We start from the raw sequence: 25,107 nt of genomic DNA, 5'->3' as shown, positions 1-25,107 counted from the left end.
ATGGAAGGCATGCGCCCGAACGCGGCGCAGGGAGCCCTTCATGCAGTCCTCGTCCCCGACCGTCTTTTCGCCGGACTGGCCGGCCATTGCCGCCGTCATCCTCGGCGTCACCGCCTTTTCCGTGGCGCAGGGGCTCACCTATCCGCTGATCTCGCTGACGCTGGAGGCGCGCGGCTTCTCGCCGGGGCTGATCGGCGTCAATGCGCTGGCCTTTGCCGGCGGCCTTGCCGCCTCGACGCTGCTGCTCGGCAGCCTCACCGCGCGCTGGCGTGCCGACCGGCTGATCATCGCCAGCCTCGTCGGCTGCTCGCTCTGCCTTGCCACCTTCGCGGCCACGGGCTCCTTCGCGGTCTGGCTCGTCGCGCGCTTCCTGCTCGGCTTCTTCGCCAGCCTCATCTTCATGCTGGGCGAGGCGTGGCTGAACTCCGCCTGCCCGGACCGGCTGCGCGGCCGGGTCTCCGGCTTCTACGGCGCGGGCATGTGCGCCGGCTTTGCCGCCGGGCCGCTCGCCATTCCGCTGCTCGGCAGCGAGGGCGGGCTGGGTTTTGCGATGACCGCCGTCTACCTCGCCATCGTCGCCTTCGCCACCGCCATGCTGATGTTCTCCACCCGCACGGTGCCGGAGCCCTCCTCCACCGGCGACGTCTTCCGCTTCTTCAAGGCGGCGCCGCTTCTTGCCGGCATGGTCTTCGTCTTCGGCTTCGCCGATATCGCGGCGATCTCCGCCATGCCGGTCTATTTCGTGAAGATGGGCCATAGCGAGGCCTTTGCGGCGATCAGCGTGACCGTGCTGGCGCTGCCGACCGCCATCGCCCAGCCCTTTATCGGCGTGCTGCTGGACAAGCTGCCGCGCGAACGCGTGGCGCTCGCCGCGGTCACCGTGGCCGCCGCAAGCTACCTCATCCTGCCGTCGATGGAATCGGAGCCTGCGATCCTTGCGGTCTTCGCGCTGATGGGCACCGCGACGTTCTCGCTCTATACCTGCGCGCTCACCATGCTTGGCGAGCGCTACAACGGCGCCATGCTGGTGGCAGGCGCCGCCGCCTTCGCGCTCGCCTATGCCGCCGGCAGCGGCGCGGGCTCCAGCATCACCGGCGCGATCATGGAGGCAGGCGGCCCGAAGGCCGGCCCGCTCTCGGTCGGCATCGGCCTCACCATCTTCACCGCCGCGCTGTTTTTCGCACGGCGGCGGTAGGCACCATGGCGGTTCCGCAAGACAAGGGCGCGCTGCTGGCGGCGATCGACGCGGAGTTCGGCAAGCTCGTCCGGGCCTTGGAAGACGTGCCTGCGGCCCTCGTCCACGAACGCACGATGGAGGGGCACGCCAAAGGCACGCAGATGAGCCCCTTCGACCTCGTCGCCTACCTCACCGGCTGGAACGAGCTGGTGCTCAAATGGCTGGACCGGGATGCCGCCGGCCTACAGGTCGATTTTCCGGAAACGGGGTTCAAGTGGAACGAATTGGGCAGGCTCGCCGGAAAATTCTACGGGGATTATGCGGGCGTTCCCTATCCGCAGCTCGTCGAGCGGCTGCATGCCGCAAAGAAGAGGATCGTCGCCTTCATCGGCCAATGTGACGATGCGGCGCTTTACGGGCGTCCCTGGTACGAGAAATGGACGATGGGCAGGATGATCCAGTTCAACACGTCATCGCCCTATGCCAATGCGCGAGGCCGCCTGCGCAAATGGCTGAAATCCCATGCAAAAGCGTAAGGATAGCCATCCCGCGCGGGCACGGGATGGCGAAGGCAGGCTCAGACGAACTGGCTGAGGCCCGGGACGGAGGCGACGACTTCGTCGACCACGTCGCTGCCGGCATGCTCGCGGGCGACCGCGATGGTTTCCTTGGCAAGGCCGGTGATCTCGCCCATGCCGAGGCCCTGGCTCATGAGCTGCTGGCCGAGGCCCATCACGCCGCCGCCGCCGATGGCGCTCATCAGGCCGCCGAGCAGGCCGCCGCCGCCCTGGCCTTCGCCATTGTACTTGGCGACGAGATCGGAGGCGCCGGGAATGGCTTCGATCATTTTGGCGACCGGGCCGTCGGCCGCTTCGCGCTGCAGAAAGCCGAGCATCATGCCGATGGCCTTTTCAGCCAGAGCGGCGTCGATGCCGACAGCATTGGAAACGCGGGTGACGAGATCGTTCATGGAAAACCCTCCGAAGGAATTGACGTTGACGTCAAGGTAAATGACTTTTTCGACAAACTCAAGCCGGCACATCGCGTCTTCGACAGGGAGCGAAACCGTGTTGTTCCCGTGCCGGACTATCCTTATAACCTGCGTGAGACGATTCAATGAAAACATGGCCGAAGCGTCGCTTGGCCGCGAATCGTAGGGACCGGCAGCCAGGGAGTTTCAACGTGGCGGAACCCATTCTTCAGGACGGAAAACTCTATATCGGCACCAGCCGCAAGCCGGACGATACGAACAACAAGCCGGAATATCTGGACCTGAAGTTCGGCAACCGCCACGGCCTCGTCACCGGCGCCACCGGCACCGGCAAGACGGTGACGCTGCAGATCCTCGCCGAGGGCTTTTCCAATGCCGGCGTGCCGGTGTTCTGTGCCGACGTGAAGGGCGACCTCTCGGGCATCGGCGCGATGGGCGAGGCGAAGGATTTCCTCCAGAAGCGCGCCGACCAGATCGGCCTCACCCCTTACGAGTTCCAGGAATTCCCGGTCATCTTCTGGGATCTCTACGGCGAGAAGGGCCATAGGGTCCGCACCACCATCTCCGAGATGGGCCCCCTCCTCCTGTCGCGCCTGATGAATGCGACGGACGCGCAGGAAGGCGTCATCAACATCGCCTTCAAGATCGCCGACCAGGGCGGCCTGCCGCTGCTCGACCTGAAAGATTTCCAGGCGCTGCTCAACTATATGGGCGAGAACGCCTCGGCGCTCTCCAACCAGTTCGGCTTCATCTCCAAGGCCTCCGTCGGCTCGATCCAGCGCGAATTGCTGATCCTCGAGCAGCAGGGCGCGGAACAGTTCTTCGGCGAGCCGGCGCTGAAAATCTCCGACATCATGCGCACCACCAATGACGGGCGCGGCGCGATCTCGGTGCTGGCCGCCGACAAGCTGATGATGAACCCGCGCCTCTACGGCACCTTCCTGCTCTGGATGCTCTCCGAACTTTTCGAGGTGCTGCCGGAAGTGGGCGATCCGGAAAAGCCCAAGCTCGTCTTCTTCTTCGACGAGGCGCACCTGCTCTTCAACGACGCGCCGAAGGTGCTGATCGAGCGCGTGGAGCAGGTCGTGCGCCTGATCCGCTCCAAGGGCGTCGGCGTCTATTTCGTCACGCAGAACCCGCTCGACGTGCCGGAAACCGTGCTCGCCCAGCTCGGCAACCGTGTGCAGCATGCGCTGCGCGCCTATACGCCGCGCGAGCAGAAGGCGGTGAAGACCGCCGCCGACACGTTCCGTCCCAACCCGGATTTCAACTGCGCCGAGGTGATCACCCAGCTCGGCACCGGCGAAGCGCTCGTCTCGACGCTCGAAGGCAAGGGCGCGCCCTCGATGGTCGAACGCACGCTGGTCCGCCCGCCGTCCTCGCGGCTCGGCCCGGTCACGGATGCAGAGCGCCAGCAGATCATGGGCGTGAGCCCGGTCGGCGGCCTCTACGACGAGGATATCGACCGCGAATCGGCCTACGAGATCCTGATGGCCCGCGCCCAGAAGGCAGCGGACGCCGCCGCCGCGCAGGAACAGGCCGAGGCCGAAGAAAAGCCCGCCGGCGGCAGCCGCTGGACCCTGCCCGGCTTCGGCGACGAGGAACCCGCCGCCCAGCCGGCCCCCAAGCAGCCCAAGGCCCGCAGCGGCTACCAGCGCGAGACGGTGGCGGAAGCGGCGATGAAGTCGGTAGCGCGCACCGTGGCGTCTTCGCTCGGGCGGGCGCTGGTGCGGGGGATTTTGGGGAGTTTGCGGCGGTAGGGGCTGCGCGGTCTGCTCCGCTTTGGGAAACCTCGCAGCGACGGAAAGCCTCTCCCTCACGCTCTGACCTCTCCTCCGTCACCCCGGACTTGATCCGGAGTCTCCTGCCGTAAAAGTCCTTTCACCGCGCAGACGCGCGGTGGCTGGACCCCGGATCAAGTCCGGGGTGACGGTGGGTGTGGGGAGTGCTGAGGGGAGACATCAGGCCGCGCGCTTCCGGCACCGCCGACGACGATGCGCGTTATCCGCGCGGGCACCACTCCGCTTGCCAACAGCCCCCTCCCAATGCTATCCATCCCCCGTTCGCAACCCCACAACAGAGGACTGTGCCGTGAAGTTCGGCTTCCTGCCACATCGCACCCATGGTCCTGATTTTGCCCTGCAAATGCGTTTGCAGGGCTGATCGGAACGAACACACTTTCTCTTCTGGTCTGCCCTATCCGGCGATGCCGGCCGCTCATGCTGCCTGCGTCAAATCCCTTGAGCCTTTGCGCGCTTGACGGCCCATGCCGCGCCGCGGGGCCTTGAAGACCAGAGAATTTCCATGTCGCTCATCAATATCCGTGCGCTCGGCGTCACGCTGTCCACGCCGCTCTTTGCCAACCTCACCCTCTCCCTCGCCGCCGGCGACCGCATCGGGCTCGTCGCCGCCAACGGGCGGGGGAAATCGACGCTGCTGCGCTGCATCACCGGCGCATTCGAGCCGACGACGGGCGAGATCTTTCGCGCCCGCGGCCTTACCGTCGGGCATATGGAGCAGAATCTTCCCGCCGGGCTGGAAAAGCTCACCTTTCGCGAGGCGGTGCTGAGCGCGCTTACGCCCGAGCAGCAGGAAAGCGAGAGTTGGCGCGCCGACGTGACGCTGGAGGAGCTGGAGGTGCCGGAGGCGCTGCGCGCGCGCCGGCTCGACGCGCTCAGCGGCGGCTGGCAGCGCATCGCGCTCGTTGCCCGCGTGCGCGTCGGCGAACCGGACGTGCTGCTGCTGGACGAGCCGACCAACCATCTCGACCTGTCGAAGATCGCCATGCTGGAGGCCTGGCTCGGCGCCCTGCCGCGCGACATGCCGGTGATCATCTCCAGCCATGACCGCGCCTTCCTCGATGCCGTGACGAACCGCACGCTGTTCCTGCGCCCCGAGCGCTCGCAGCTCTTCGCCCTGCCCTATTCGCGCGCCCGCGCGGCGCTGGACGAGGCGGACGCGGCCGAGGAGCGGCGCTTCGAGAAGGACATGAAGACCGCCCAGCAGCTTCGCCAGCAGGCGGCCAAGCTCAACAATATCGGCATCAATTCCGGCAGTGACCTGCTGGTGGTGAAGACCAAGCAGCTCAAGGCGCGGGCGGAGCGGATCGAGGAGGCCGCAAGGCCGGCGCATCAGGAGAATTCCGCCGGCGCCATCCGGCTCGCCAATCGCGGCACCCATGCCAAGGTGCTGGTGACGCTGGAGGACGCGCCGGTGGAAACGCCCAACGGCACCCTGCTCTTCCGCACCGGGCAGAAATTCATCTGCCAGGGCGACCGAATCGTGCTGCTCGGCCTCAACGGGGCCGGCAAGACGCGGCTGGTCGGCCAGTTGCGCCGCGCGGTCGAGGCGGCGGGCGGGACCCTTGACGGCATCAAGGCGACGTCCTCGCTGGTGCTCGGCTATGGCGACCAGGCGCTGTCGGACCTTTCCGACGAGAAGACGCCGCACGACACGATCATCCACCGCTTCGATATCGGCGACCAGCGGGCGCGCAGCCTGCTGGCCGGCGCGGGTTTTTCCATCGAGATGCAGGGGCGGTCGGTCGGGCAGCTCTCGGGCGGGCAGAAGGCTCGGCTCGGCATGCTGGTGCTGCGGCTTGCCGAACCGAACTTCTTCCTGCTCGACGAGCCGACCAACCATCTCGACATAGAGGGGCAGGAAGCGCTGGAACGGGAGCTGACGGCGCGCGAGGCGAGCTGCCTGTTCGTCTCGCACGACCGCGCCTTCGTGCGGGCGGTGGCGAACCGCTTCTGGCTGATCGAGAAGCGGCGGCTGGTCGAGGTGGACGGGCCGGAGGACTTCTTCACTGAGGCCGCGCTATCGGCGTGAGGCGATGCGCGGGTCGGCGCTGAAATCCTCGCGGGAAAAGCCGATGCGCCTTGGCGGGTGGTCGCACAGCGCCTGCACGCCGAGGGCGGAAAGCCGGATGCGCCAGGTCTGGCGCTCCACCGGCCTCGGCTGGGCGAAGGCGGTGGCGGTGAGGAGCGCCAGGTTGGTGCCGGCGGCAGGATCGCGCACCGAGCGGTAGAGGATGGCGGCGGCGCCGGCCGCCCGCGCGCCGTCCGCCAGCGACTGGCAGGCGGCGTAATCGGTCGGGTGCGTCCAGAGGGCGGCGTCCCGGTCGAGCGGCGGGCGCGTGAGGTCGATGGCCGCCGCCGTCGCGACCGCGGCGGAAAAGGCGGTGTAGTCGGCGGCATTTCCCGGCAGGGGCGTCGCGGGCGATTCGGCGAAGAAGAGGAGCCGGTAGAAGGCCATCTCGGCGAGCGCCGTCTCCACCGTCAGCCCCGCGTAATAGATGCCGAGCGTGCGCCCCGCCCTGCGGAAGCGCGAGCCGTGCGGATAGACCGCGCCGTAGCGGAACGGGGTTGCTAGCAGGTAGTCGAGCCCGGCGCATTCGGGCGGCAGCACCGGCTTGCTCTCCTCCAGGATGTCCTCCAGCAGCGCCTGCTCGTCCAGCGTATCGACGAGCTTCAGCGTGGAGACGCGGTGCTGCGCCTCGACGAAACGCCAGACGCTGCCCGCAAAGGGCCGCGCCTCAGACGAGAGCGCGGCGGGCGTCCAGGTAGGCAAGGACATCGACCAGACCGGAAATGGAGATGATGCGATCGACCGGGCGGGCGCCAAGCACAGTGTTGTCCGCCGTCATCCAGCTACGCGCGACGCCCTCGTCGCCGCCGGTGATGGCATCGAGCGAGCGGAACAGGCGCACCAGCAGAACGGCAAGCTCGAAAGGCTTGGTGCCGCGCTCCAAAAGCACGTCCTGCCGCTTCAGGCGCGAGACCGTCGCCTCGGAAACGCCGATGACCGCCGAGAGCACGCGCGCCGTCAACCCCAGCCGGTCCGCCGCATTGACGGCCGCCTTGGTGAGCACGACGCCTTCGGCATTGGCCTGTAGGATGGGTTTGCGCTGCATGATGCGATCTCCTTTCATGAGAAAGAATATAGACAATATTTTTCCTATGACAAGGGTGATGCCACCAATAGCGGGTTTCTATGGCCGCCATCCCTTTCTTCTTAAGTCTAGCTCGACTGGGGTTCCACCCTCTGCACAACCGCAGGACTATCGCATATGACGTGAAACATGCGGGCTTGTCCCCTTCTCCCCAATGGGGAGAAGGTGCCGGCAGGCGGATGAGGGGGATGCCGTAGGCAAGAGAACAACACTGTCCGCCGCATCCCCCCTCATCCGACCCTTCGGGCCACCTTCTCCCCACTGGGGAGAAGGGGGAAAACCGCAACGTCCTGCCATATGCGATTGCCCTCCGCCCCTGCGCAAGCGAAAAGCCCGGATGCAGGGACATCCGGGCCTTCGGGGAGGTCAGTCGGGGTGGTTTACTTGCAGACCTTGATCTTCTTGATCACGACATTGCCGTAGTAGTCGTAGGACTTCACCTTCTTGATGAAGCAGTGCGGCTTGTAGCCGTAGCTGTAGTAGCCGGCCTGCGAGGGGGCGGCGAAGGAAACGGCGGCGACGGCGGCGATGGCGGCGGAAATGATGAACTTGCGCATGGGGTCTCTCCTGATCATTTGGTGGGGACGAGCCTCTCTCGTCCGGTGATCAGAAGGTCTCACATCGACCCGCCCGCCGCTGTTCCGCGGGGAACACATGGAAAAGCCGCCCGGTGCGGGTCCGGACGGCCTTTTCAGTTTCAGATGCGCAGCGGATCAGGCGACGGTCGTCTTGACGTCGAGGTTGCCGCGCGTGGCGTGGCTGTAGGGGCAGACGACGTGGGCCTTCTTGACGAGGTCCTCGACCACGGCCTTGTCGACGCCGGGCACGGACACTTCGAGGGCTGCCTCGATGCCGAAGCCGCCACCGTCCTCGCGGGGGCCGATGCCGACCGTCGCGGTGACCTTGGCGTCGTCAGGGATCTTCACCTTTTCCTGGCCGGCGACGAACTTCAGCGCGCCGAGGAAGCAGGCGGAATAGCCGATGGCGAACAGCTTTTCCGGGTTGGCGCCGGAGGCGCCGTCGCCGCCAAGTTCCTTCGGCAGCGTCAGCGTCACGTCGACGGTGCCGTCCTCGGTCGCGCCATGGCCGGCGCGGCCACCGGTTGCGAAAGCCTTGGTCGTGTAGAGAATGGGCATGAGTGTCTCCTTCCTTGCTGTTGATGGCGGAATAGATATCGCAAAATTAAATTGCGCGCAATATGATTTTGCAAATTGCAATTTCGGCCTTTTATGCGACAATGGCAGCATGAGCGACAAACGTGACGAAGCTGAGACAAGCGATAGCGCAACGACGGGGCCGGCGGGCATGCTGGCGCTCGACGCGCAGCTCTGTTTTGCCGTCTATTCCGCCGCGCACGCGCTGAACCGCACCTACAAGCCCCTGCTCGACCCCTACGGCCTCACCTATCCGCAATATATCGCGCTGATGACGCTGTGGGAGGAGGACGGGCGCACGGTGAAGGCGCTCGGCGCCAAGCTGGGGCTCGATTCCGGCACGCTCTCCCCCCTTCTCAAGCGGCTCGAGGCGGCCGGCTACATCAACCGCGCCCGCGACAAAAGCGACGAGCGGCAGGTGCTGGTGACGTTGACCGGCAAGGGCCGCGCGATGCAGCGCGACGCCCTCGCCATCCGCACGGCGATCGGCGAGGCGACCGGCTGTTCGCTCGAAGCGCTGCAGGCGCTGACCGGCGACCTCCAGAAGCTGACCGAGAAGCTGGAGACCGGCCAGGCGCGCGATGACGCCGCCTGAAAAGTAGGATTTTATCAGGTTCTTCCCTTGCGGGACCTGTTCCCGATTCAACCGCCGCGCTAAGGTGCGCGCGGCGGAACGGAACCGCGCGGGGGCAAGGTTGAATCGGCAGGAATCCTGGCAGAAGGCGAACGTCGCGGCGAGCCTTTGGTGCATCGCCGTGGGCGTTGCCATGATGGCGCTGTGGCTTGCCGAACCCGCGGGCCTGGCGGCGGACCACCCGTCCCTCTTCGGCATGAAGTTCAATGCGGCGCTCGCCTTCACTGTCGTGGGCACGGCCCTGCTGCTTGCCACGAAGGGTTTCCGACGCCTGCCGGCGCTGATGATGGTGCCGGTGTTGCTGTTTGGCGCCCTCGCCCTCTCGCAGCATCTCTTCAGCATCGATGCCGGCATCGACACGCTGCTTTACGAGCCCTTCGCCGATATCGGCACCAGCCTGCCGGGGCGCATCGCGCCCAACACGGCGCTCTGCTTCATGCTGGTCAGCGTTGCGCTCTGCCTGCGCGCGCTGCGGCGGGGCAACGGCACCTCCCAGATCGCGCTCGGCTTCGCCACCTTCATCATCGCCGCCGCCGCCCTCATCGGCTATGCCATCGCGCTCGATTTCGCCCATGACTGGGTGCGCTACACGCGCATGTCCTTCCAGAGCGCGAGCTGTTTCGTGGCGCTCGCCATCGCCCTCGTCTTCGCCGGCACCGAGGCCACCGGCTACCACCGGGTGACGATCGCCGGCCTTCTCGGCCTTGCCACCTATCTCCTGCTTCTGGCCATGAGCTACTACGAGCTGGCGCGCTACGAGGCCTCCTTCGGCATCACCTTCTCCAGCGGCGGCGACGCACGCTCGACGCTGTCCTTGCTCGTGCTGATCTCAGGCGCGCTCTATGGCGGCCTGATCGCCCATCTCTACCTCTCCTCCCGCCGGTCCCGCGCCATGGCCGCCGACCTTGCCGAAAGCCGGGCGCGCCTTGCCGCCATCATCGACAATGCCGTGGACGGCATCATCACCATCGACGACCGCGGCATCATCCTCACCGTCAATGCCGCCTGCACGCGCATCTTCGGCTACGCGCCGGACGAGATGATCGGCCGCAACGTCAAGATGCTGATGCCGGAGCCCTACCACAGCGCCCATGACGGCTATATCGGCAACTATCACCGCAGCGGCGAGGCGAAGGTCATCGGCATCGGCCGCGAGGTGGAAGGGCGCAGCAAGAGCGGCCTTACCTTCCCGCTCGACCTTGCCGTCGCGAAGGTGGAGCTCAACGGATCGACGATCTACAGCGGCATCGTGCGCGACATTTCCGAGCGCAAGGCGAACGAGAAGGCGCTGATCGAGGCCAATGCCGAGCTGGAGGAATTCGCCTACCGCACCTCGCACGACCTGCGCTCGCCGATCGCCTCCTCGATGGGCCTGCTTACCATTTCGCGCGACATGCTGGCGGAGGGCGACCTTCCGGCGCTCGGCCAGATGCTCCAGCGCATGGAGCAGAATTTCCGCCGCCTCGACCACCTGATCCAGAACATCATCACCATCACGCGCAACCGGCTGATGGAGGAGGACGACCAGCCCATTTCGCTGCGGGCGCTCGTCTCGGAAGCGATCGACGCGCTGTCCGACCTCGACCATATCAAGCGCATCCGCATCGAAAATCACGTCCCCCCGGAATTGACAATCGTCAGCAAGCCGTCGAAATTCCACGTCATCGTCGGCAACATGCTGTCCAACGCGGTCAAGTATTACGACCCGAAGGAGGCAGAGCCGGCGATCGATGTCCGCGCCTTCCGCTATGCCGGCAAGCTGCGGCTGTCGGTGGAAGACAACGGCCTGGGCGTTCCGCCCGCAAGCCGCCATTTGTTGTTCAAGATGTTCAAACGGCTGCACCCGAACCGGTCCTTCGGCAGCGGGCTCGGCCTCTACATATTGAGAAAGAGCGCCGAATCCCTCGGCGGAACCGCGCTCTATGAAGCAAGAGATAAGGGCAGCCGGTTCATCCTGGAACTGCCCGATGGGGACAGGCATGAAGATCACCTCGATCCTGGTCGTCGATGACGACGAGAACGACCAGTTCATCTGCGAATACACGATCCGCAAGTTCGATCCGTCGATCCGCGTGCTGAAGGCCTTCGACGGCACGGAGGCGCTCGATATCCTGCAGGCCGAGACGCCTGACGCCATCATCCTCGACATCAACATGCCCGTCATGAACGGCTTCGAATTCCTCGACCGCTATGCGCAGGAATTCGAGGTGCACGCCCCCATCGTCGCCATGCTGACCTCCTCGCATCTCGGCAAGGATCGCGAACGGGCCATGCAGTACAGTTTCGTGAAGAGCTATTTCGAAAAGCCGCTGCAGGCCGAACACCTCGCCGTCATGGCGGAGCTGCTAGGGGATTGAGCGGCGGCTTGGGCGGGTGTGGATGCCCCCCTCTGCCCTGCCAGGCATCTCCCCCGCAGATGGTCGTGCGAGTGATTCGGAAGGCCCTCTCTGCCTGCCGGCATCTCCCCCACAAGGGGGGAGAACGCAAGATGCTTGCTCTTCCTTCCATTTTTCACGCCGAGCGTGCCGCGGGTTAAGTCCCTCCCCCTTGTGGGGAGGGGTTGGGGAGGGGTTTTCCATCGCAGGCGACAGCGCTGTCCCTCATTGCATACAATTTAATCACCCTACCCCGCTTTCCCTCTCCCTTTCCGCAAAAGCTTCGCCATAGTGGCCGCATGTCCACGATTCGCCCCCTGATTCCCCTGCTCGTCACCGCCGGCATCCTGATCGGGGGCAACGGGCTGCAAGGCACGTTCATCGCGCTTCGGGCCTCGCAGGAGGGCTTTTCCACCTCGCTCATCGGCTTTCTCGGCGCGGGCTACAGCATCGGCTTTGCCATCGGCTGCATCTATGTGACGCGCGTGCTGCGGGCCATCGGCCATATCCGCACCTTTTCGGCTATGGCGGCGATCGCATCGGCTTCCGCCATCGCCATGGTGCTCGTCATCGATCCGCTGTTCTGGTTCGCGATGCGCCTCGTCGCCGGCATCTGTTTCGCCAGCCTGTTCGCCACCGTCGAAAGCTGGCTGAACGCCTCCGTCACCAATGCGAACCGGGCGCGCACACTCTCCATCTACCGCTTCGTCGATCTCGGCTCCGTGACGGCCGCGCAATATCTCATCCCCGGCATCGGCATCGGCGGCTTCGAGCTCTTCGCCATCGTCGCCATGGCACTGTCGCTCTCGCTGGTGCCGATCTCGCTGGCCGACCGCTCCAGCCCGACCGTGCCGGAGGCGATCCGTTTCGATATCAAGAAGCTCTGGAACATCTCGCCGCTCGCCACCGTCGGCTGCATCGTCGTCGGCCTCACCAATGCGTCCTTCCGCAACCTCGGGCCGATCTACGGCCATGATATCGGGCTTTCGGTAACGGCCATCGCCAGCTTCATGAGCGCGGGCATCGTCGGCGGCGTGGTGCTGCAATATCCGCTCGGCCTCTATTCCGACAAGCTCGACCGACGCCTGATCATCCTCGTCGCGACGCTCGGCTCGACGCTCGCCGCCCTCTACCTCGCCTTCTTCGCCGGCGGCAACGAAATCCGCAACCTCGTCGGCATCTTCATCTTCGGCGCCTTCGCCATGCCGCTCTATTCGCTCTGCTCGGCCCATGCCAACGACCATGCGGGCGAAGGCGAGCACGCGCTGGTCTCGGCGGGCATGCTGTTCTTCTGGTCCTGCGGGGCGATCATCGGGCCGCTCTTCGCCTCGGTGCTGCTGCAGTTCTTCGGGCCGCAGGCGCTGTTCCTCTATACGGCCGTCGTGCTCGTCGCCTTCATGGCCTATACGGCGCTGCGCATGAGCGCGCGCCCCGCCGTGCCGGCCGGCGAGCGGCGCAGCCGCTTCCGCAACCTCCTGCGCACCTCCTTCTTCTTCAACAAGCTCGCCGCCTCGGAGAAGGACCGCAACGGCCGGCCTTGAGGCTGCGGCAATCTGGTCGCGGGCGGCTTATTGCTGAGAGATGCGCTCAGGTTTAGAACGGTAACGCATTTCGCAAGCCCCCCTCATCCGCCTGCCGGCACCTTCTCCCCGGCGGGGAGAAGGGGAAAACCGCAAGCGCCCCGGTTCCCTTCTCCCCATGGGGAGAAGGTGGCCCGAAGGGCCGGATGAGGGGGGCTGCGCCGACCGTTGCCGGAGGGACCGCCATGCTGACACGCCGCACGCTGATGAAGGGCGCACTCGTCGCCGGGGCCTATGGCGGCGGGCTCGGCCTTGCGGGCCGCCTCGGCGGGATCGCCAGCGCGAAGGCCGCCATGCCGCTCGTCGCGCGCACTAGCGAGGCGCTGATCACCGACAAGGGCCCGACGAAGGGCGTCATGACCTATGGCGAGGGCGAGATCCCACCGGTGCTGCGCATGCGGCGCGGCGAGGCCTTCAGCCTGCGCCTCGACAACCGGCTCGACGAGCCGACGACGATCCACTGGCACGGCCTGCGCATCGACAACAGGATGGACGGCGTGCCGTTCCTCACCCAGCCCTATGTCTATACCGGCGACGGCTTCGACTATGCCTTCACGCCGCCCGATGCCGGTACCTTCTGGTATCACCCCCATTGCAACACGCTGGAACAGATGGGCCGCGGCCTTGCCGGCCTCGTCGTGGTCGAGGACCCGGCCGATCCTGTCTTCGATGCCGAGATCGTGCTCAACCTGCGCGACTGGCGGCTGGGCGGCGACGGGCAGTTCATCGCGCAGTTCAAGCCCCGCGACGCCGCCCGCGCCGGCACCTTCGGCACGGTGCGCACGGCCAACTGGCGTCAATCGCCGCAATATGACGCGCCCGCCGGCGGGCTGGTGCGGCTGCGCCTTGCGGCAACCGACGTCACCCGCATCCTGGCGATCGTGGTCGAGGGCGCCGAAGCGCAGGTCATCGCCGCCGACGGCAATCCGGTGGCCGAGCGCTTCACGCCCGACCACCTCATGATCGGCCCCGGCCAGCGGCTCGACCTCGTGCTGCGCATGCCCGACGCGGAAGGGGCCGTGGCCGCATTGAAGGACCTGCGCGGCACAAAGCCCGCCACGCTCGCCACCTTCCGCGCCGTCGGTGCCTCGCTGAAGCGGGACATCGGCGACCTGCCGGCCCTGGCCGCCAATCCCCTGCCCGAACCGGACCTTGCCGCCGCCACGCAGATCCCCTTCATCCTCAGCGCCTCGGCGGAGGAGCGCCCGAAGGACGGCATCTGCGGCTCACTGGGCTACAATTTCTGGGCCATCAACAAGGTGCCGTGGGCGGACGACACGGGCGACCCGACCGCCCCGCTCGCCGAGATGAAGGCGGGCAAGACCTATATCTTCAACGTCGAGAACCCGACGCCGCAGGTGCATCCGCTGCACCTGCACGGCCTCGTCTTCCGGCCGATGAACTCCAACAAGCAGCAGATCCGGCCGCATTTCTCCGACACCTACCTCATCCTGCCGGACGAGAAGGTGCAGCTCGCCCTCGTCGCCGACAATCCGGGCGACTGGGTGTTCCATTGCCACATCATCGAGCACCAGAAGACCGGCATGACCAGCTATGTGCGAGTAACGTGAGGTTTGGCGGGCCAAATTTTCGATTGTGGCAAAACCGTGGAACGTCTAAAGCTGCCCGATCAAAAATTTCAGGAAAAGCCGGCCCGAGCCCATCATGCAGATCATCGACACCACCGCAGCCCTTCGCGACGCCTGTGAGACGCTCGCCCGGTCCGAGTATCTCACCATCGACACGGAGTTCCTGCGGGAGACGACCTTCTGGCCGGAACTGTGCCTGGTGCAGCTTGCAGGTCCCGAGATCGAGGTGATCGTCGATCCGCTCGCCAAGGACCTCGACCTGACGCCCTTCTTCGAGTTGATGGGCAATCCCGCCGTGCTGAAAGTGTTCCACGCCGCGCGGCAGGACATCGAGATCATCGTCAACCGCGGCAACCTCATTCCCCACCCGATCTTCGACACGCAGGTCGCGGCCATGGTCTGCGGCTTCGGCGACAGCGTCTCCTATGATCAGCTCGTGCAGAAGATCAAGGGCGTGCATATCGACAAGTCCTCGCGCTTCACCGACTGGAGCCGCCGCCCGCTGACCGAAAAGCAGCTCGAATATGCGCTGGCCGACGTCACGCACCTGCGCGACGTCTACCTGGCGCTGAAGGCGAAGCTGGAGGAGGCCGGCCGCTCGCTGTGGCTGACCGAGGAAATGGCGGTCCTGGAATCGCGCGACACCTACGACCTGCATCCGGACGACGCCTGGAAGCGGCTCAAGATGCGCGTCAAGAAGCCGATGGAGCTGGCCGTCCTGCAGAAGGTCGCCGCCTGGCGGGAGCGCGAGGCGCGCAGCCGCAACGTGCCGCGCTCGCGCATCCTGAAGGACGACACGATCTACGAGATCGCCCAGCAGCAGCCGGCCGACGCCGAGGCGCTGGCGCGCCTGCGCACCATCCCCAAGGGCTGGGAGCGCTCGCAGTCGGGCGCGGCACTGCTGGAGGCGATCGGCGAGGCGCTGGCGATCCCCAAGACCGACCTGCCCCGCCTGCCGCGCCAGAACCACGTGCCGGAAGGCGCTGCCGCCGCCAGCGAGATGCTGAAGGTCCTCTTGAAGATCGTCGCCGAGAAGGAAGGCGTCGCGGCCAAGATCATCGCCAATTCCGACGATCTCGAAAAGATCGCCATCGATGGCGAGGCCGCCGAGGTCGCCGCCCTTCACGGCTGGCGCCGCGAGCTTTTCGGCGAAACCGCGCTCAACCTCATCGGCGGCAAGGTGGCGCTGCGCTTCGTCGACCGGAAGATCGAGGCGGTGGAGCTTTAAGCGGCCATCCGCAAGGCTGAAACGGAAAAGGCCTGTGCCGCGGCACAGGCCTTTCCTTTGAGCGGTCCCCGTCAGGCCGCGCTGTGCGGGACGGGTTCTTCCGTGAAAGCCGGCGCGGGCAGGCTTTCGCCGTCGAGCACCCGGCGCGCGCGGTCCTTGTCGACATCGCCGACCCAGGTAGCGATGGCCAGCGTCGCCACGCAGTTGCCGAGATAGTTGCCGAGTGCGCGGGCGATGCCCATGAACCAGTCGACCGAGAGCACCAGGACGAGGCCGATAGCCGGGATGCTGGGGATCGCCGCGAGCGTCGCGGCGAGGATGACGATGGCCGAGCCCGGCACGCCATGGGCGCCCTTGGAGGTGACGAGCGCCACGCCGAGGATGGCGAGGAGGTCGGTGAAGGCGAGCGGCGTGTTGGTCGCCTGGGCGATGAAGACGGCCGCCAGCGTCAGGTAGATCGAGAAGGCGTCGAGGTTGAAGGAATAGCCGGTCGGGATGACGAGGCCGACGGTCGAGTCCTTGATGCCGAGATGTTCCAGCTTGCGCATGGTCTGCGGCAGCACGGCATCGCTGGAGGCGGTGCCGGCGACGATGCTGATCTCCGTGCGCAGGTAGCGCAGCAGCTTGATGATGCTGAAGCCCGCCATCTTCATGATGAAGCCGAGCACGACGAAGACGAAGAGCGCGATCGTCAGGTAGAACAGGCCGACGAGATAGCCGAGCTGCGCCAGCGAGCCGACGCCGTATTTGCCGACCGTGAAGGCGATGGCGCCGAAGACGCCGATGGGCGCCAAACGGACGATGAAGGACATGATCTTGAAGGTGACGTCGCCGGCAAGCTCGATCATGTGCAGGAGCGGCTTGCCGCGCTCGCCGACCTGCGCCAGGGCGCAGCCGAAGAGGATGGCGACGAGCAGCACCTGCAGCACGTCGCCCTGGGCGAAGCCGCTGACCATGGTGGTCGGAATGAGCTTCATCAGGAATTCGACGGTGCCGCCGCTGGAGACCTCATGGGCCTTCTCGACATAGGTGGAGAGCGACGAGGCATCGAGCGTGCTGACGTCGATGTTCATGCCGTGGCCGGGTCCGAAAATGTAGGCGATGGCGATGCCGAGGGCGAGCGCGATGGTGGTGACGATCTCGAAATAGACGAGCGCGCGGAAGCCGACGCGGCCGACCTTCTTCAAATCCCCCGCCCCGGCGATGCCGTGAACGACGACGCAGAAGACGATGATGGGAACCAGCATCTTGATGAGCTTGATGAAACCATCTCCCAGCGGCTTCATCTTGGCCGCAAGATCCGGCACGAAGAAACCGGCGGCAATGCCCAGCACCAGCGCAAGGCAGACCTGCCCAAACAACGACTTCGACCAATTCGGCATGCATTTTCCTCCCTATGGCAGGAGGGGGCATCCCGCGAGCCGGTCGCATCGATGCACGGCCTCCACCGTCTCCTCGCATCGCGGCGCCCGTCGCGGCTCCCCCTCATTCATCCATACTTGTCCAATATTTCATCCATGTCTAATATCGATTTATCGCCAATCCATAGGGTGACGCTATGAGAATGCGCCAGCTCCAATGCTTCGTGGTGCTCGCCGAGGAGCTGAACTTCACCCGCGCGGCCCAGCGGCTGAACATGTCGCAGCCGCCGCTCAGCACGCAGATCCAGACGCTGGAACGCGAACTGGGGGCCGACCTCATCAGCCGCACCAGCCGCAAGGTGTCGCTGACGCGCGCGGGCGAACTCTTCCTGCGGCGGGCGAGCAACATGCTCGACCAGTACGAGCGCAGCGTGCAGGAAATCCGCGAGGTGCAGCAGGGCCAGGACGGCATGATCGAGATCGGCACGACAGGCTCGATCCTGCGCGGCGGGCTTTCCGAACTGCTGGCGGGCTTTGCCGCCGCCTATCCGCGCATCACGCTGCGCGTGCACGAGCAATCGCCCGCCGCGCAGATAAACGAGGTGCGCAGCCGGCGCACCGATGTCAGCTTCAATAGGTCGATCCCGCGCGAGGACGAGCTTGCCCACGAATATGGCTGGCAGGAGGAGATGGTGGCGCTGGTGCGCAGCGACCACAAATTCGCCGGACGGGAAAGCGTCTCGATCACCGACCTAAAGGACGACCAGCACGTAGTGCTGCGGCCGGACAGCTCCGATTTCGCGGCCTATGTCATGTCCTGCATCGTCGCTTCCGGCTATCGGCCGCACGTCTCGCAGCAGGTGATCGACGCCCAGTCCATCCCCAGCCTCGTCGTCGCCGGCTTCGGCGTCAGCATCGTGCCGGCCGGCATCGCAAAGCTGACCTCCGGGCCCCTCGCCTTCCTGCCGATCCGGCCCAGTCCGCCGACATCGAACGTCTACATCATCTATCACCATCGCGACCCGGCGCCGGCGCTCCAGCTCTTCCTCGCGGAAATCCGCCGCAGGCTCGGCGGCGATCCCGCCGGGCCGCGCGAGGTCAGCGCGGATCGACCAGCTGCAGGATGAGCTGGTGCACGTTGCCGCCGTCGTTCAGCTCGACCTGGTCGAAATCGCGGCTACGGGCGCGCTGGGCGTTGGAAAGCTCGCCGAGGCGCGCCTGGAGCTGCGGGCGGATCTTCTTGCAGTTCGGGTCGTTCTCGACCGTCATGCCGACGCTGATCGCCTCGATCTCCTTCACCATGTCCTTGATGAAGTCCCCGTGCACCTTTTCATGCGCGGTCACGCCGGAGATGAAGGTGTCCCAGCGGATCTTCAACGGCCCGGAGAGCTTCGTCTTCAGCTTGGGCAGCGTGTAGGTGATGATGAGCTTCGGCTTGTTGACCGTGATCACGCAGGCATTGCCCTGCCGCTCGTATTTGCGCGTCCAGGTGAGCTTGAAGCCGGTATGGGCGATGACGCGGGCAATACCGAGCTTGGGGCCGCGCTCGCCGATCGACTGGTAGATCTCCATGCCCGTCGCGCCCTGCACCGTATAGGGCTCGACCCGCTCGACCGCCTGCCAGTCCTGCGCGGCGGCGCTTCCGGCAAAGAAGAGGCCGGCGATGACGAAACCGATGCCTGCCCGCAGGCATGAAACGGCGGAACCTGAGATACCCCCCTCATCCGACCCTTCGGGCCACCTTCTCCCCGTAGGGGAGAAGGGAAAACGAGACGCTCCCCACACTCCCCTTCTCCCCGGCGGGGAGAAGGTGCCGGCAGGCGGATGAGGGGGTCTAAGCCACATGGACGATCATCCTTGCCTCACAGGTACCGGAAGGCCAGCTTGCGGCCGGTCAGCCTGGCGAGCTGCTGGAGGCGGCCGTCGAGGCGTTCGCCGGCAAGCTCGGCGTAGTCGGCGGGCACGACGAGTTCGAGATCGACGTCCGGCTCGGCCGACTTGCGGAAGGCGATGTTCGGCACGACGCCCGGCATGGAGGCCGAGAAGAGGTAGACGACGCGCAGCAGGCCGCCGACGATCTTGGCGAGTTCGCGCAGGCGCGGCGTCGCGATGCCGGCCAGCGAGCTGCTGACGGCGTCGTCGTTGAGACCCTCGAAACGGTAGTAGTTGGTGAGCGCGATGAAGGCGCGGCCGGGATGGGTGATGCCGATGAAGGTGCCGTGCGCGATGAGGTTCAGCGCCTGGAGACCGCGGTAGTCCGGGTGCGCGCGCCAGCTTATGTCGGCAAGCAGGCACGCCGCCTCGCGGTAGCGCCGCTCCTCCGCGGTTTCGGTGACGCCGAAGAGCGGCATCATGCGGCCGGTCCATTCGGCAAGCTCGCGGGCATGCTCGGGCGAGCGGGCGCGCAGGATGGCGAGTTCGCCCGCGGCCGCCAGCAGCGGATCGCGCGACTTTTCCCGTTCGGGCAGCAGCGAATAGAGATAGCCCTCGCGCACACCCTGCGCGGAGAAGAAGACCCGCGAGGGCTTCATGATGGCGATGGTCTCCTGAAGGGCGACCGCGCCGAAGGGCAGAAGATTGCGCCGGCTCTTGGAGATCGCTGCGTAGGCGGAATCCTTCTGGTCCTTGGCGGTGACGATATCCGTCAGGAAGTCCATGGCATCGGAGAAGCCGAGCTCGTAGCCCTGGATCATGTGCAGCGGATAGTTCTGCACCTCCATGTGCAGGGCGCCGATGGCGCGCCAGGTGCCGCCGACGGCGTAGAAGGCACGGCCCGCGCCGTTCTTCAGGAGATTGGCGGTGCGCAGGTATTTGCGCGCGACGATGCGCGCCTGGGCGGGCGAGCCGCCCGAGGCTTCCGACAGGCGGATGCCGCCGAGCGGCAGGGTGATGCCCTTGCCGACATTGACGCCGGAGATATCGACCAGTTCCAGCGAGCCGCCGCCGAGATCGCCGACGATGCCGTCGGTATCGGCAAAGCCGCTGACGATGCCGAGCGCGGAGAAATAGGCTTCCTCCTCGCCGGTCAGCACGCGGACCTTCTGGCCGAGGATCATCTCCGCCTGGTGGATGAAATCGGGGCCGTTCTCCGCCTCGCGCGCGGCGGCGGTCGCCAGCGCGAACATGGTGGAGGCGCGGGCCTGCCTGGAAAGAGCCTTGAAGCGGTGAAGGGCGGCCAGCGCGCGGTCGACGCTCGCCTGGTCCATGCGGCCGGTCCTGGCGAGGCCCTTGCCGAGGCCGCACATGACCTTCTCGTTGAACAGGATGGCCGGCGACCGGCTCATGCCCTCGTAGATGACGAGGCGAATCGAGTTGGAACCGATATCCACGACTGACACCGGGGCAATTCCAGGCAAACGCCCCTGGGCTTCGGACTCAACCATGCATATCCAGTTTACTTCTTCCGGCGGCCTTGCCAGCCCGCGATCGCCTTCGGTGCCGAGGACTTCAGGGCCTCGCCCCGGCCGGAGAGGCTGGGGTTGGTCATGAAGTAGTGCTGAGCGTTGAACGGCTCGGCGCCGGGCTGCACTTCCATGCGCCGGGACGTTCCGTCCGCAAGAATCTCGTAGCTCTGCTGGTTATCGATGAGATTGCCCAACATGATCTGCGAGAGAACCTGCTCATGCACAGTCCGGTTGATCAGAGGCACGAGTGTCTCGACCCGCCGGTCCAGGTTTCGCGGCATCATGTCCGCGGAGCCTATATAGACCAGCGCCTTGTCCGAGGGAAGCCCGTGGCCGTTGCCGAAGCAGAAGATGCGGGAGTGTTCCAGGAAGCGGCCGACGATCGACTTGACGCGGATATTGTCGGACAGGCCCGGCACCTGCGGGCGCAGGCAGCAGATGCCGCGCACCACCAGATCGATCTCCACGCCCGCCTGGCTGGCCCTGTAGAGCGCGTCGATGATGTCGGGGTCGACCAGCGAGTTCATCTTCATCCAGATCGCCGCCGGCGCGCCGTTCTTGGCATGGGCGATCTCCTCGTCGATGTGACGCAGGATGCGCGGGCGCAGCGTATAGGGCGAGAAGGCGAGCTTCATGCCGGCCTCGGGCTCGCCGTAGCCGGTGATGAAATTGAAGATGTTCGCCATGTCGCTGGCAATGGTCGGGTTGCAGGTGAAGAAGGACAGGTCCGTGTAGATCTTCGCCGTGACCGGGTGGTAGTTGCCCGTGCCGAGGTGGCAATAGGTGCGCAGCCTGCCCTCCTCGCGGCGCACCACCATCGACATCTTGGAATGGGTCTTCAATTCGATGAAGCCGAAGACGACCTGCACGCCGGCGCGCTCGAGGTCGCGCGCCCAGCGGATGTTCGCCTCCTCGTCGAAGCGGGCCTTCAGCTCGACCAGCGCCGTCACCGACTTGCCCGCCTCGGCCGCGTCGATCAGCGCGCGCACGATCGGGCTGTCGTTGGAGGTGCGGTAGAGCGTCTGCTTTATCGCCAGGACGTCAGGATCGCGCGCAGCCTGGAGAAGGAACTGGACCACCACGTCGAAGCTTTCGTAGGGGTGGTGGACGACCATGTCCTTTTCGCGGATGGCGGCGAGGCAGTCTCCGGCGTGCTCTCGGACACGTTCGGGAAATCGGGCATTGTAGGGCTCGAACCTCAGGTCGTCGCGCGGCGCCTTGGCGATCTCCGACAGCGTGTTGAGGGCGAGCAGGCCCGGCAGGATGGCGACCCGGTTGTCCGGCACGTTGAGTTCGCCGACGACGAAGCGACGCAGCGATTCGGGCATTTCCGAATCGGTCTCGATGCGGATCACCGAACCGCGGCGGCGGCGCTTCAGCGCCGTCTCGAAGAAGCGCACGAGGTCTTCGGCCTCTTCCTCCACTTCGATATCGCTGTCTCGGATGATGCGGAACGTGCCCGAGCCGCGCACGATATAGCCGGGGAAGAGTTTTCCGATGAAGAGGCCGACGGCATCTTCCAGCGTGATGTAGCGGATCGCGCCCTTGGCGTCTGGCAGGCGGATGAAGCGGTCGAGCGCCACCGGCAGGCGCAGCAGCGCCGTCATCGGCTCCTTGCCCATGGTGCTGTCGAGCTGGAGGCCGATCGAGAAGCCGAGGTTCGGGATGAAGGGGAACGGGTGCGCCGGATCGATGGAAAGCGGCGTCAGCACCGGGAAGATCGACTGGATGAATTCCTGCTGCAGCCAGACCTTGTCCTCGCTGGAGAGCGCCGTCGGGCGGACGATCAGGATGTCCTCCTTGGCGAGATACTGCTGCAGCACGGCGAGCGAGGCCTGCTGCTCCATCTGGAGATTGTCGATCTCCTTCAGGATGTCGTCGAGCTGTTCGGCCGAGGTCTTGCCGTCGGGGCTGCGGATGCCGACGCCCTGGCGCACCTGGCCTTCGAGGCCGGCGACGCGCACCATGAAGAATTCGTCGAGGTTCGCCGCCGAGATCGACAGGAAGCGCACGCGCTCCAGGAGCGGATGGGCGGTGTTCAGCGTCTCTTCGAGGACGCGGCGGTTGAACTGGAGCCAGGAGAATTCGCGGTTGATGAAGCGCTCGGGGCTCGCCATCAGGGCCTCGACATCGATCGTCGCGCCTTCCGGGGCCGCGTCCTCGACGGGCTTTTCCTGCGTAAGGTCCGAAGTCGCTCTATCCATTGAAGGTTCCGCCCAATTCGCCGCCCGATCGGCCGCGCTCGATTTCTGCTTTTCCGCGAAGCGCTTAGCGCAGTTTGACGACAGAACTGTGACAGTCAATCCGGGGCGGTGGAATTAGCGGGGAAAGTAATACCCCCCTCTGCCCTGCCGGGCATCTCCCCCTCAAGGGGGGAGATCGGCAAGCGGCAAGAACCTGTTTCATCAGCAACGCTGGAGATGGGCGAAACATTGCCCCATCCAATCTCCCCCCGTGAGGGGGAGATGCCCGGCAGGGCAGAGGGGGGTGGCCACGTCTGCGTCGCCCTTACGCCTCTAAATCCTCGCCGCCGACCATCTCACCCAGCACTTCCTGCGCCAGCGTGCGCGTGATGCGGCTGCCGCGGGCGAGCGCCAGACGGTCGAGGCGTTCGACCAGCGTCTGCGCCGCCTCCAGCGAGCGCTCCATGCGCGCGACGATATAGGCGACGAGCTTCTCCTCGACGAAGAGCTGGCGGTCGGCGAAGAGTTTCACGATGACCTGCGAGAGCAGTTCGTCGTCCGGCTCGCCGATCTCCACCACGGTCGCGGCCTTGAGGCGCGAGCGCAGGTCCGGCAGCTCGACCGGCCAGGACATCGGCCAGAGCCTCGAGGTGATGAGCAGCGTGTGGCCGTGCTGGCGCACATTGTTGATGATGTGGAAGAGCGTGCGGTCGCAAAAGCCGGCGCGGTCGGCATCCTCGATGAGCACCGGACCGCGCTCGGCCGCCGCCTCCGCGCCCTGCCCGGCCCTCGCCTCGACGCGCGCCGCGCCCGCCTTCTCGCGCCAGATGGCGGCAAGGTGCGATTTTCCCGAGCCGACGGGACCGGCGATGACGACCACCGGCGATGGCCAGTGCGGCCAGGCGTCGATCATCGCGACGGCCGCATTGACGGGCTCGGCAATCAGCAAATCGTCGCGGCCCGTCGCGGGATCGTGCCCGAAGGCCAGCGGCAACTGTTCGGCGGTCTTGCGCGAAGTCATGGGTCTGCTCGGGTACTCTTACTCGTATTCGCCTTCCGGCGTGCTCTCTTCGAGGAGAACGGGCTTGCTCGCCCCATAATAAAGGTCGCTGTCAAGGTAGCGGCTGAGGCCGAAACGGACAAGGACGCCGACGGCGGCGGCGGCCGGCACCGCGATCATCAGCCCGACGAAGCCGAACAGCGCGCCGAAGGCGACCAGCGCGAACATCAGCCAGACCGGATGCAGGCCGACGCGCTTGCCGACGAGCTTCGGCTGCAGGATGTTGCCCTCGGCGAACTGGCCGGCGAAGAAGATGGCGGCGATGAGCGCGATCATCCAGTATTCCGGCCAGAACTGCACGACGGCGACGCCGACCGACAGCACCAGGCCGACCAGCGAGCCGACATAGGGAATGAAGCCGATGACGCCGGCGAAGAGGCCGATCAGCAGGCCGAAATTGAGGCCGGCGAAGGAGAGCGCGATGCCATAGAACAGGCCGAGGATGATGCAGATGGAGCCCTGCCCGCGCACGAAGCCGGCAATGGCGGCATCGATCTCCGTGGCGATCTGGCGCACGTTCGCCACATGGTCGCGCGGCACCCAGCTGTCCACCTTGGCGATCATGCGGTCCCAGTCGAGCAGGAGGTAGAAGGCGACGACGGGCGTCACGACCAGCAGCGAGACGATGTTGACCAGCGCCATGCCGGAGTTCCAGAGCTGCTTGAACACCGTGCCGAGGAAGCCAGCGCCTTCGGCGAGGATGCTCGAGAAGCTCTGCTTGATCGTGCCCATCTGGCTGCTGACCCAGCCTGGCAGGAGATCGGGATTGAAGCTGGCGACGAGCTCCTGGAGCTGGGTGACGTAGCCCGGCAGCTTTTCCAGGAATTCGGCGGCCTGCGTGGCCAGCAGCGGGATGACGATCATCAGCGACAGCGCGAAGAGCACGACGAAGGCGACGAGGATAACCACCGTCGCCATCATGCGCGACAGGCCGATGCGCTCCAGCCGGTCGGCCACCGGATCGAGGAAATAGGCCAGCGCCATGCCGGCGATGAACGGCAGCAGGATATTGCTGAACACCATGAGGAAGAGCACGAAGAAGACGAGCGCGATGAGCCAGAAGACCACCTGCCGCTTCAATCCTGCGCCGCTGATATGGGCTGCCATCGTGCTTCTTCCCGTGTTTGCCGCCGTTTGCAGACGAGATAGGGTGTAGGCTGGAGAAAGGTCAAGGCTCGCCGGGGAGAAGGACGCGCCTCGCGCTGTTTTCCTCGTTTTCCCCATTCCTATGGATGGAGCCAGTGGCCATCCCCCTCTGCCCTGCCGGGCATCTCCCCTCAGGGCACGGCTATCGCATATGGCGGAACGTTGCGGTTTTCCCCTTCTCCCCCGCGGGGAGAAGGTGGCCCGAAGGGTCGGATGAGGGGGTGACGCGGCGGGAAACGTTGCCTTTTTGCCTCCGGCATCCCCCTCATCC

At 65.8% G+C, this 25,107-nt stretch carries 22 protein-coding genes; 11 read left to right on the top strand and 11 right to left on the bottom strand.

The features are described 5' to 3' along the window. The first annotated feature begins 40 nt into the window (after positions 1 to 40). Together Q9316_RS05200 and Q9316_RS05195 are read left to right on the top strand one after the other, a co-directional pair. Positions 41 to 1,195, top strand: coding sequence for an MFS transporter (locus Q9316_RS05200; RefSeq protein WP_306034168.1), 1,155 nt, complete (start codon positions 41 to 43; stop codon positions 1,193 to 1,195). A 5-nt stretch (positions 1,196 to 1,200) separates the two neighbouring features. Beyond that, a complete protein-coding gene (locus Q9316_RS05195) occupies positions 1,201 to 1,713 on the top strand; it encodes a ClbS/DfsB family four-helix bundle protein (RefSeq protein ID WP_306034167.1) in 513 nt (170 codons plus the stop codon). Between the two features lie 41 nt (positions 1,714 to 1,754). On the opposite strand, the gene Q9316_RS05190 is transcribed toward Q9316_RS05195, so the two are convergent. Further along, on the bottom strand, positions 1,755 to 2,147 hold the full coding sequence (locus Q9316_RS05190; RefSeq protein WP_306034166.1) for a hypothetical protein: 393 nt from the start codon (positions 2,145 to 2,147) through the stop codon (positions 1,755 to 1,757). 224 nt (positions 2,148 to 2,371) lie between these two features. Here Q9316_RS05190 and Q9316_RS05185 point away from each other — a divergent pair, with 224 nt between their 5' ends. Together Q9316_RS05185 and Q9316_RS05180 are read left to right on the top strand one after the other, a co-directional pair. Continuing rightward, the gene (locus Q9316_RS05185; RefSeq protein WP_306035219.1) at positions 2,372 to 3,928 is read left to right on the top strand and encodes a helicase HerA-like C-terminal domain-containing protein; all 1,557 of its coding nucleotides are present in this window, start codon (positions 2,372 to 2,374) and stop codon (positions 3,926 to 3,928) included. Positions 3,929 to 4,472: 544 nt separating this feature from the next. After that, the gene (locus Q9316_RS05180; RefSeq protein WP_306034165.1) at positions 4,473 to 5,999 is read left to right on the top strand and encodes an ABC-F family ATP-binding cassette domain-containing protein; all 1,527 of its coding nucleotides are present in this window, start codon (positions 4,473 to 4,475) and stop codon (positions 5,997 to 5,999) included. On the opposite strand, the gene Q9316_RS05175 is transcribed toward Q9316_RS05180, so the two are convergent. The 4 genes from Q9316_RS05175 to Q9316_RS05160 all read right to left on the bottom strand — a co-directional run bounded on the left by Q9316_RS05175 (position 5,988) and on the right by Q9316_RS05160 (position 8,258). After that, entirely contained in the window at positions 5,988 to 6,746 is a 759-nt protein-coding gene (locus Q9316_RS05175; protein WP_306034164.1) for an RES family NAD+ phosphorylase, read from the bottom strand. The two genes, Q9316_RS05180 and Q9316_RS05175, sit on opposite strands and share 12 nt — an antisense overlap. Continuing rightward, entirely contained in the window at positions 6,706 to 7,083 is a 378-nt protein-coding gene (locus tag Q9316_RS05170) for an MbcA/ParS/Xre antitoxin family protein (RefSeq protein ID WP_306034163.1), read from the bottom strand. The genes Q9316_RS05175 and Q9316_RS05170 overlap by 41 nt, the downstream gene beginning before the upstream one ends. A gap of 419 nt (positions 7,084 to 7,502) precedes the next feature. Further along, positions 7,503 to 7,679 (bottom strand): hypothetical protein, encoded by a 177-nt coding sequence (locus Q9316_RS05165; RefSeq protein WP_306034162.1) that lies wholly within the window; start codon positions 7,677 to 7,679, stop codon positions 7,503 to 7,505. A gap of 156 nt (positions 7,680 to 7,835) precedes the next feature. Then, a complete protein-coding gene (locus tag Q9316_RS05160; protein ID WP_306034161.1) occupies positions 7,836 to 8,258 on the bottom strand; it encodes an organic hydroperoxide resistance protein in 423 nt (140 codons plus the stop codon). Positions 8,259 to 8,427: 169 nt separating this feature from the next. Here Q9316_RS05160 and Q9316_RS05155 point away from each other — a divergent pair, with 169 nt between their 5' ends. From Q9316_RS05155 to rnd, 6 genes are all read left to right on the top strand, one after another. Beyond that, positions 8,428 to 8,871 (top strand): MarR family winged helix-turn-helix transcriptional regulator, encoded by a 444-nt coding sequence (locus Q9316_RS05155; RefSeq protein ID WP_306035218.1) that lies wholly within the window; start codon positions 8,428 to 8,430, stop codon positions 8,869 to 8,871. Between the two features lie 100 nt (positions 8,872 to 8,971). Continuing rightward, on the top strand, positions 8,972 to 10,921 hold the full coding sequence (locus Q9316_RS05150) for a sensor histidine kinase (RefSeq protein WP_306034160.1): 1,950 nt from the start codon (positions 8,972 to 8,974) through the stop codon (positions 10,919 to 10,921). Continuing rightward, positions 10,890 to 11,267, top strand: a complete 378-nt coding sequence (locus tag Q9316_RS05145; RefSeq protein ID WP_306034159.1) for a response regulator — start codon at positions 10,890 to 10,892, stop codon at positions 11,265 to 11,267. Before Q9316_RS05150 ends, Q9316_RS05145 begins: the two co-directional genes overlap by 32 nt. A gap of 317 nt (positions 11,268 to 11,584) precedes the next feature. Further along, positions 11,585 to 12,826 carry an MFS transporter gene (locus tag Q9316_RS05140; RefSeq protein WP_306034158.1) on the top strand — a complete coding sequence of 414 codons (1,242 nt, stop codon included), beginning with the start codon at positions 11,585 to 11,587 and terminating at the stop codon, positions 12,824 to 12,826. Positions 12,827 to 13,050: 224 nt separating this feature from the next. Further along, positions 13,051 to 14,436, top strand: a complete 1,386-nt coding sequence (locus Q9316_RS05135; protein ID WP_306034157.1) for a multicopper oxidase family protein — start codon at positions 13,051 to 13,053, stop codon at positions 14,434 to 14,436. 100 nt (positions 14,437 to 14,536) lie between these two features. After that, positions 14,537 to 15,682, top strand: a complete 1,146-nt coding sequence (gene rnd, locus Q9316_RS05130; RefSeq protein ID WP_306035217.1) for a ribonuclease D — start codon at positions 14,537 to 14,539, stop codon at positions 15,680 to 15,682. Positions 15,683 to 15,753: 71 nt separating this feature from the next. On the opposite strand, the gene Q9316_RS05125 is transcribed toward rnd, so the two are convergent. Then, positions 15,754 to 17,064: a dicarboxylate/amino acid:cation symporter gene (locus Q9316_RS05125; protein ID WP_306034156.1), complete on the bottom strand. Its 1,311-nt coding sequence runs from the start codon at positions 17,062 to 17,064 to the stop codon at positions 15,754 to 15,756. A 182-nt stretch (positions 17,065 to 17,246) separates the two neighbouring features. Here Q9316_RS05125 and Q9316_RS05120 point away from each other — a divergent pair, with 182 nt between their 5' ends. Then, on the top strand, positions 17,247 to 18,170 hold the full coding sequence (locus Q9316_RS05120) for a LysR family transcriptional regulator (RefSeq protein WP_306034155.1): 924 nt from the start codon (positions 17,247 to 17,249) through the stop codon (positions 18,168 to 18,170). Here Q9316_RS05120 and Q9316_RS05115 read toward each other — a convergent pair. From Q9316_RS05115 to Q9316_RS05090, 5 genes are all read right to left on the bottom strand, one after another. Then, positions 18,142 to 18,732 (bottom strand): DUF922 domain-containing Zn-dependent protease, encoded by a 591-nt coding sequence (locus Q9316_RS05115; RefSeq protein ID WP_306035216.1) that lies wholly within the window; start codon positions 18,730 to 18,732, stop codon positions 18,142 to 18,144. The two genes, Q9316_RS05120 and Q9316_RS05115, sit on opposite strands and share 29 nt — an antisense overlap. A gap of 173 nt (positions 18,733 to 18,905) precedes the next feature. Then, entirely contained in the window at positions 18,906 to 20,426 is a 1,521-nt protein-coding gene (locus Q9316_RS05110; protein WP_306034154.1) for a Ppx/GppA family phosphatase, read from the bottom strand. Positions 20,427 to 20,437: 11 nt separating this feature from the next. Then, on the bottom strand, positions 20,438 to 22,651 hold the full coding sequence (locus tag Q9316_RS05105) for an RNA degradosome polyphosphate kinase (RefSeq protein ID WP_306034153.1): 2,214 nt from the start codon (positions 22,649 to 22,651) through the stop codon (positions 20,438 to 20,440). Between the two features lie 304 nt (positions 22,652 to 22,955). Continuing rightward, positions 22,956 to 23,651, bottom strand: a complete 696-nt coding sequence (hdaA, locus tag Q9316_RS05095; RefSeq protein ID WP_306034152.1) for a DnaA regulatory inactivator HdaA — start codon at positions 23,649 to 23,651, stop codon at positions 22,956 to 22,958. A gap of 18 nt (positions 23,652 to 23,669) precedes the next feature. After that, positions 23,670 to 24,797 carry an AI-2E family transporter gene (locus tag Q9316_RS05090; protein ID WP_306034151.1) on the bottom strand — a complete coding sequence of 376 codons (1,128 nt, stop codon included), beginning with the start codon at positions 24,795 to 24,797 and terminating at the stop codon, positions 23,670 to 23,672. Positions 24,798 to 25,107: the final 310 nt, after the last annotated feature.

The organism is Shinella zoogloeoides (assembly GCF_030733845.1).
Lineage (GTDB): Bacteria > Pseudomonadota > Alphaproteobacteria > Rhizobiales > Rhizobiaceae > Shinella > Shinella zoogloeoides_C.
The sequence above is the reverse complement of the archived record's forward strand: the minus strand, read 5'-3'. Positions and strand labels throughout refer to the sequence as shown.

Bases quoted from the DNA above. Each gene is read 5' to 3' on its own strand.
- hdaA (WP_306034152.1), bottom strand. From the start codon at position 23,651: ATGACTTCGCGCAAGACCGCCGAACAGTTGCCGCTGGCCTTCGGGCAC.
- Q9316_RS05160 (WP_306034161.1), bottom strand. From the start codon at position 8,258: ATGCCCATTCTCTACACGACCAAGGCTTTCGCAACCGGTGGCCGCGCC.
- Q9316_RS05195 (WP_306034167.1), top strand. From the start codon at position 1,201: ATGGCGGTTCCGCAAGACAAGGGCGCGCTGCTGGCGGCGATCGACGCG.
- Q9316_RS05125 (WP_306034156.1), bottom strand. From the start codon at position 17,064: ATGCCGAATTGGTCGAAGTCGTTGTTTGGGCAGGTCTGCCTTGCGCTG.
- Q9316_RS05105 (WP_306034153.1), bottom strand. From the start codon at position 22,651: ATGGATAGAGCGACTTCGGACCTTACGCAGGAAAAGCCCGTCGAGGAC.
- Q9316_RS05145 (WP_306034159.1), top strand. From the start codon at position 10,890: ATGAAGATCACCTCGATCCTGGTCGTCGATGACGACGAGAACGACCAG.
- Q9316_RS05155 (WP_306035218.1), top strand. From the start codon at position 8,428: ATGCTGGCGCTCGACGCGCAGCTCTGTTTTGCCGTCTATTCCGCCGCG.
- Q9316_RS05090 (WP_306034151.1), bottom strand. From the start codon at position 24,797: ATGGCAGCCCATATCAGCGGCGCAGGATTGAAGCGGCAGGTGGTCTTC.
- Q9316_RS05120 (WP_306034155.1), top strand. From the start codon at position 17,247: ATGCGCCAGCTCCAATGCTTCGTGGTGCTCGCCGAGGAGCTGAACTTC.
- Q9316_RS05165 (WP_306034162.1), bottom strand. From the start codon at position 7,679: ATGCGCAAGTTCATCATTTCCGCCGCCATCGCCGCCGTCGCCGCCGTT.
- Q9316_RS05175 (WP_306034164.1), bottom strand. From the start codon at position 6,746: ATGTCCTTGCCTACCTGGACGCCCGCCGCGCTCTCGTCTGAGGCGCGG.
- Q9316_RS05190 (WP_306034166.1), bottom strand. From the start codon at position 2,147: ATGAACGATCTCGTCACCCGCGTTTCCAATGCTGTCGGCATCGACGCC.
- Q9316_RS05170 (WP_306034163.1), bottom strand. From the start codon at position 7,083: ATGCAGCGCAAACCCATCCTACAGGCCAATGCCGAAGGCGTCGTGCTC.
- Q9316_RS05140 (WP_306034158.1), top strand. From the start codon at position 11,585: ATGTCCACGATTCGCCCCCTGATTCCCCTGCTCGTCACCGCCGGCATC.
- Q9316_RS05200 (WP_306034168.1), top strand. From the start codon at position 41: ATGCAGTCCTCGTCCCCGACCGTCTTTTCGCCGGACTGGCCGGCCATT.
- Q9316_RS05180 (WP_306034165.1), top strand. From the start codon at position 4,473: ATGTCGCTCATCAATATCCGTGCGCTCGGCGTCACGCTGTCCACGCCG.
- Q9316_RS05110 (WP_306034154.1), bottom strand. From the start codon at position 20,426: ATGGTTGAGTCCGAAGCCCAGGGGCGTTTGCCTGGAATTGCCCCGGTG.
- Q9316_RS05135 (WP_306034157.1), top strand. From the start codon at position 13,051: ATGCTGACACGCCGCACGCTGATGAAGGGCGCACTCGTCGCCGGGGCC.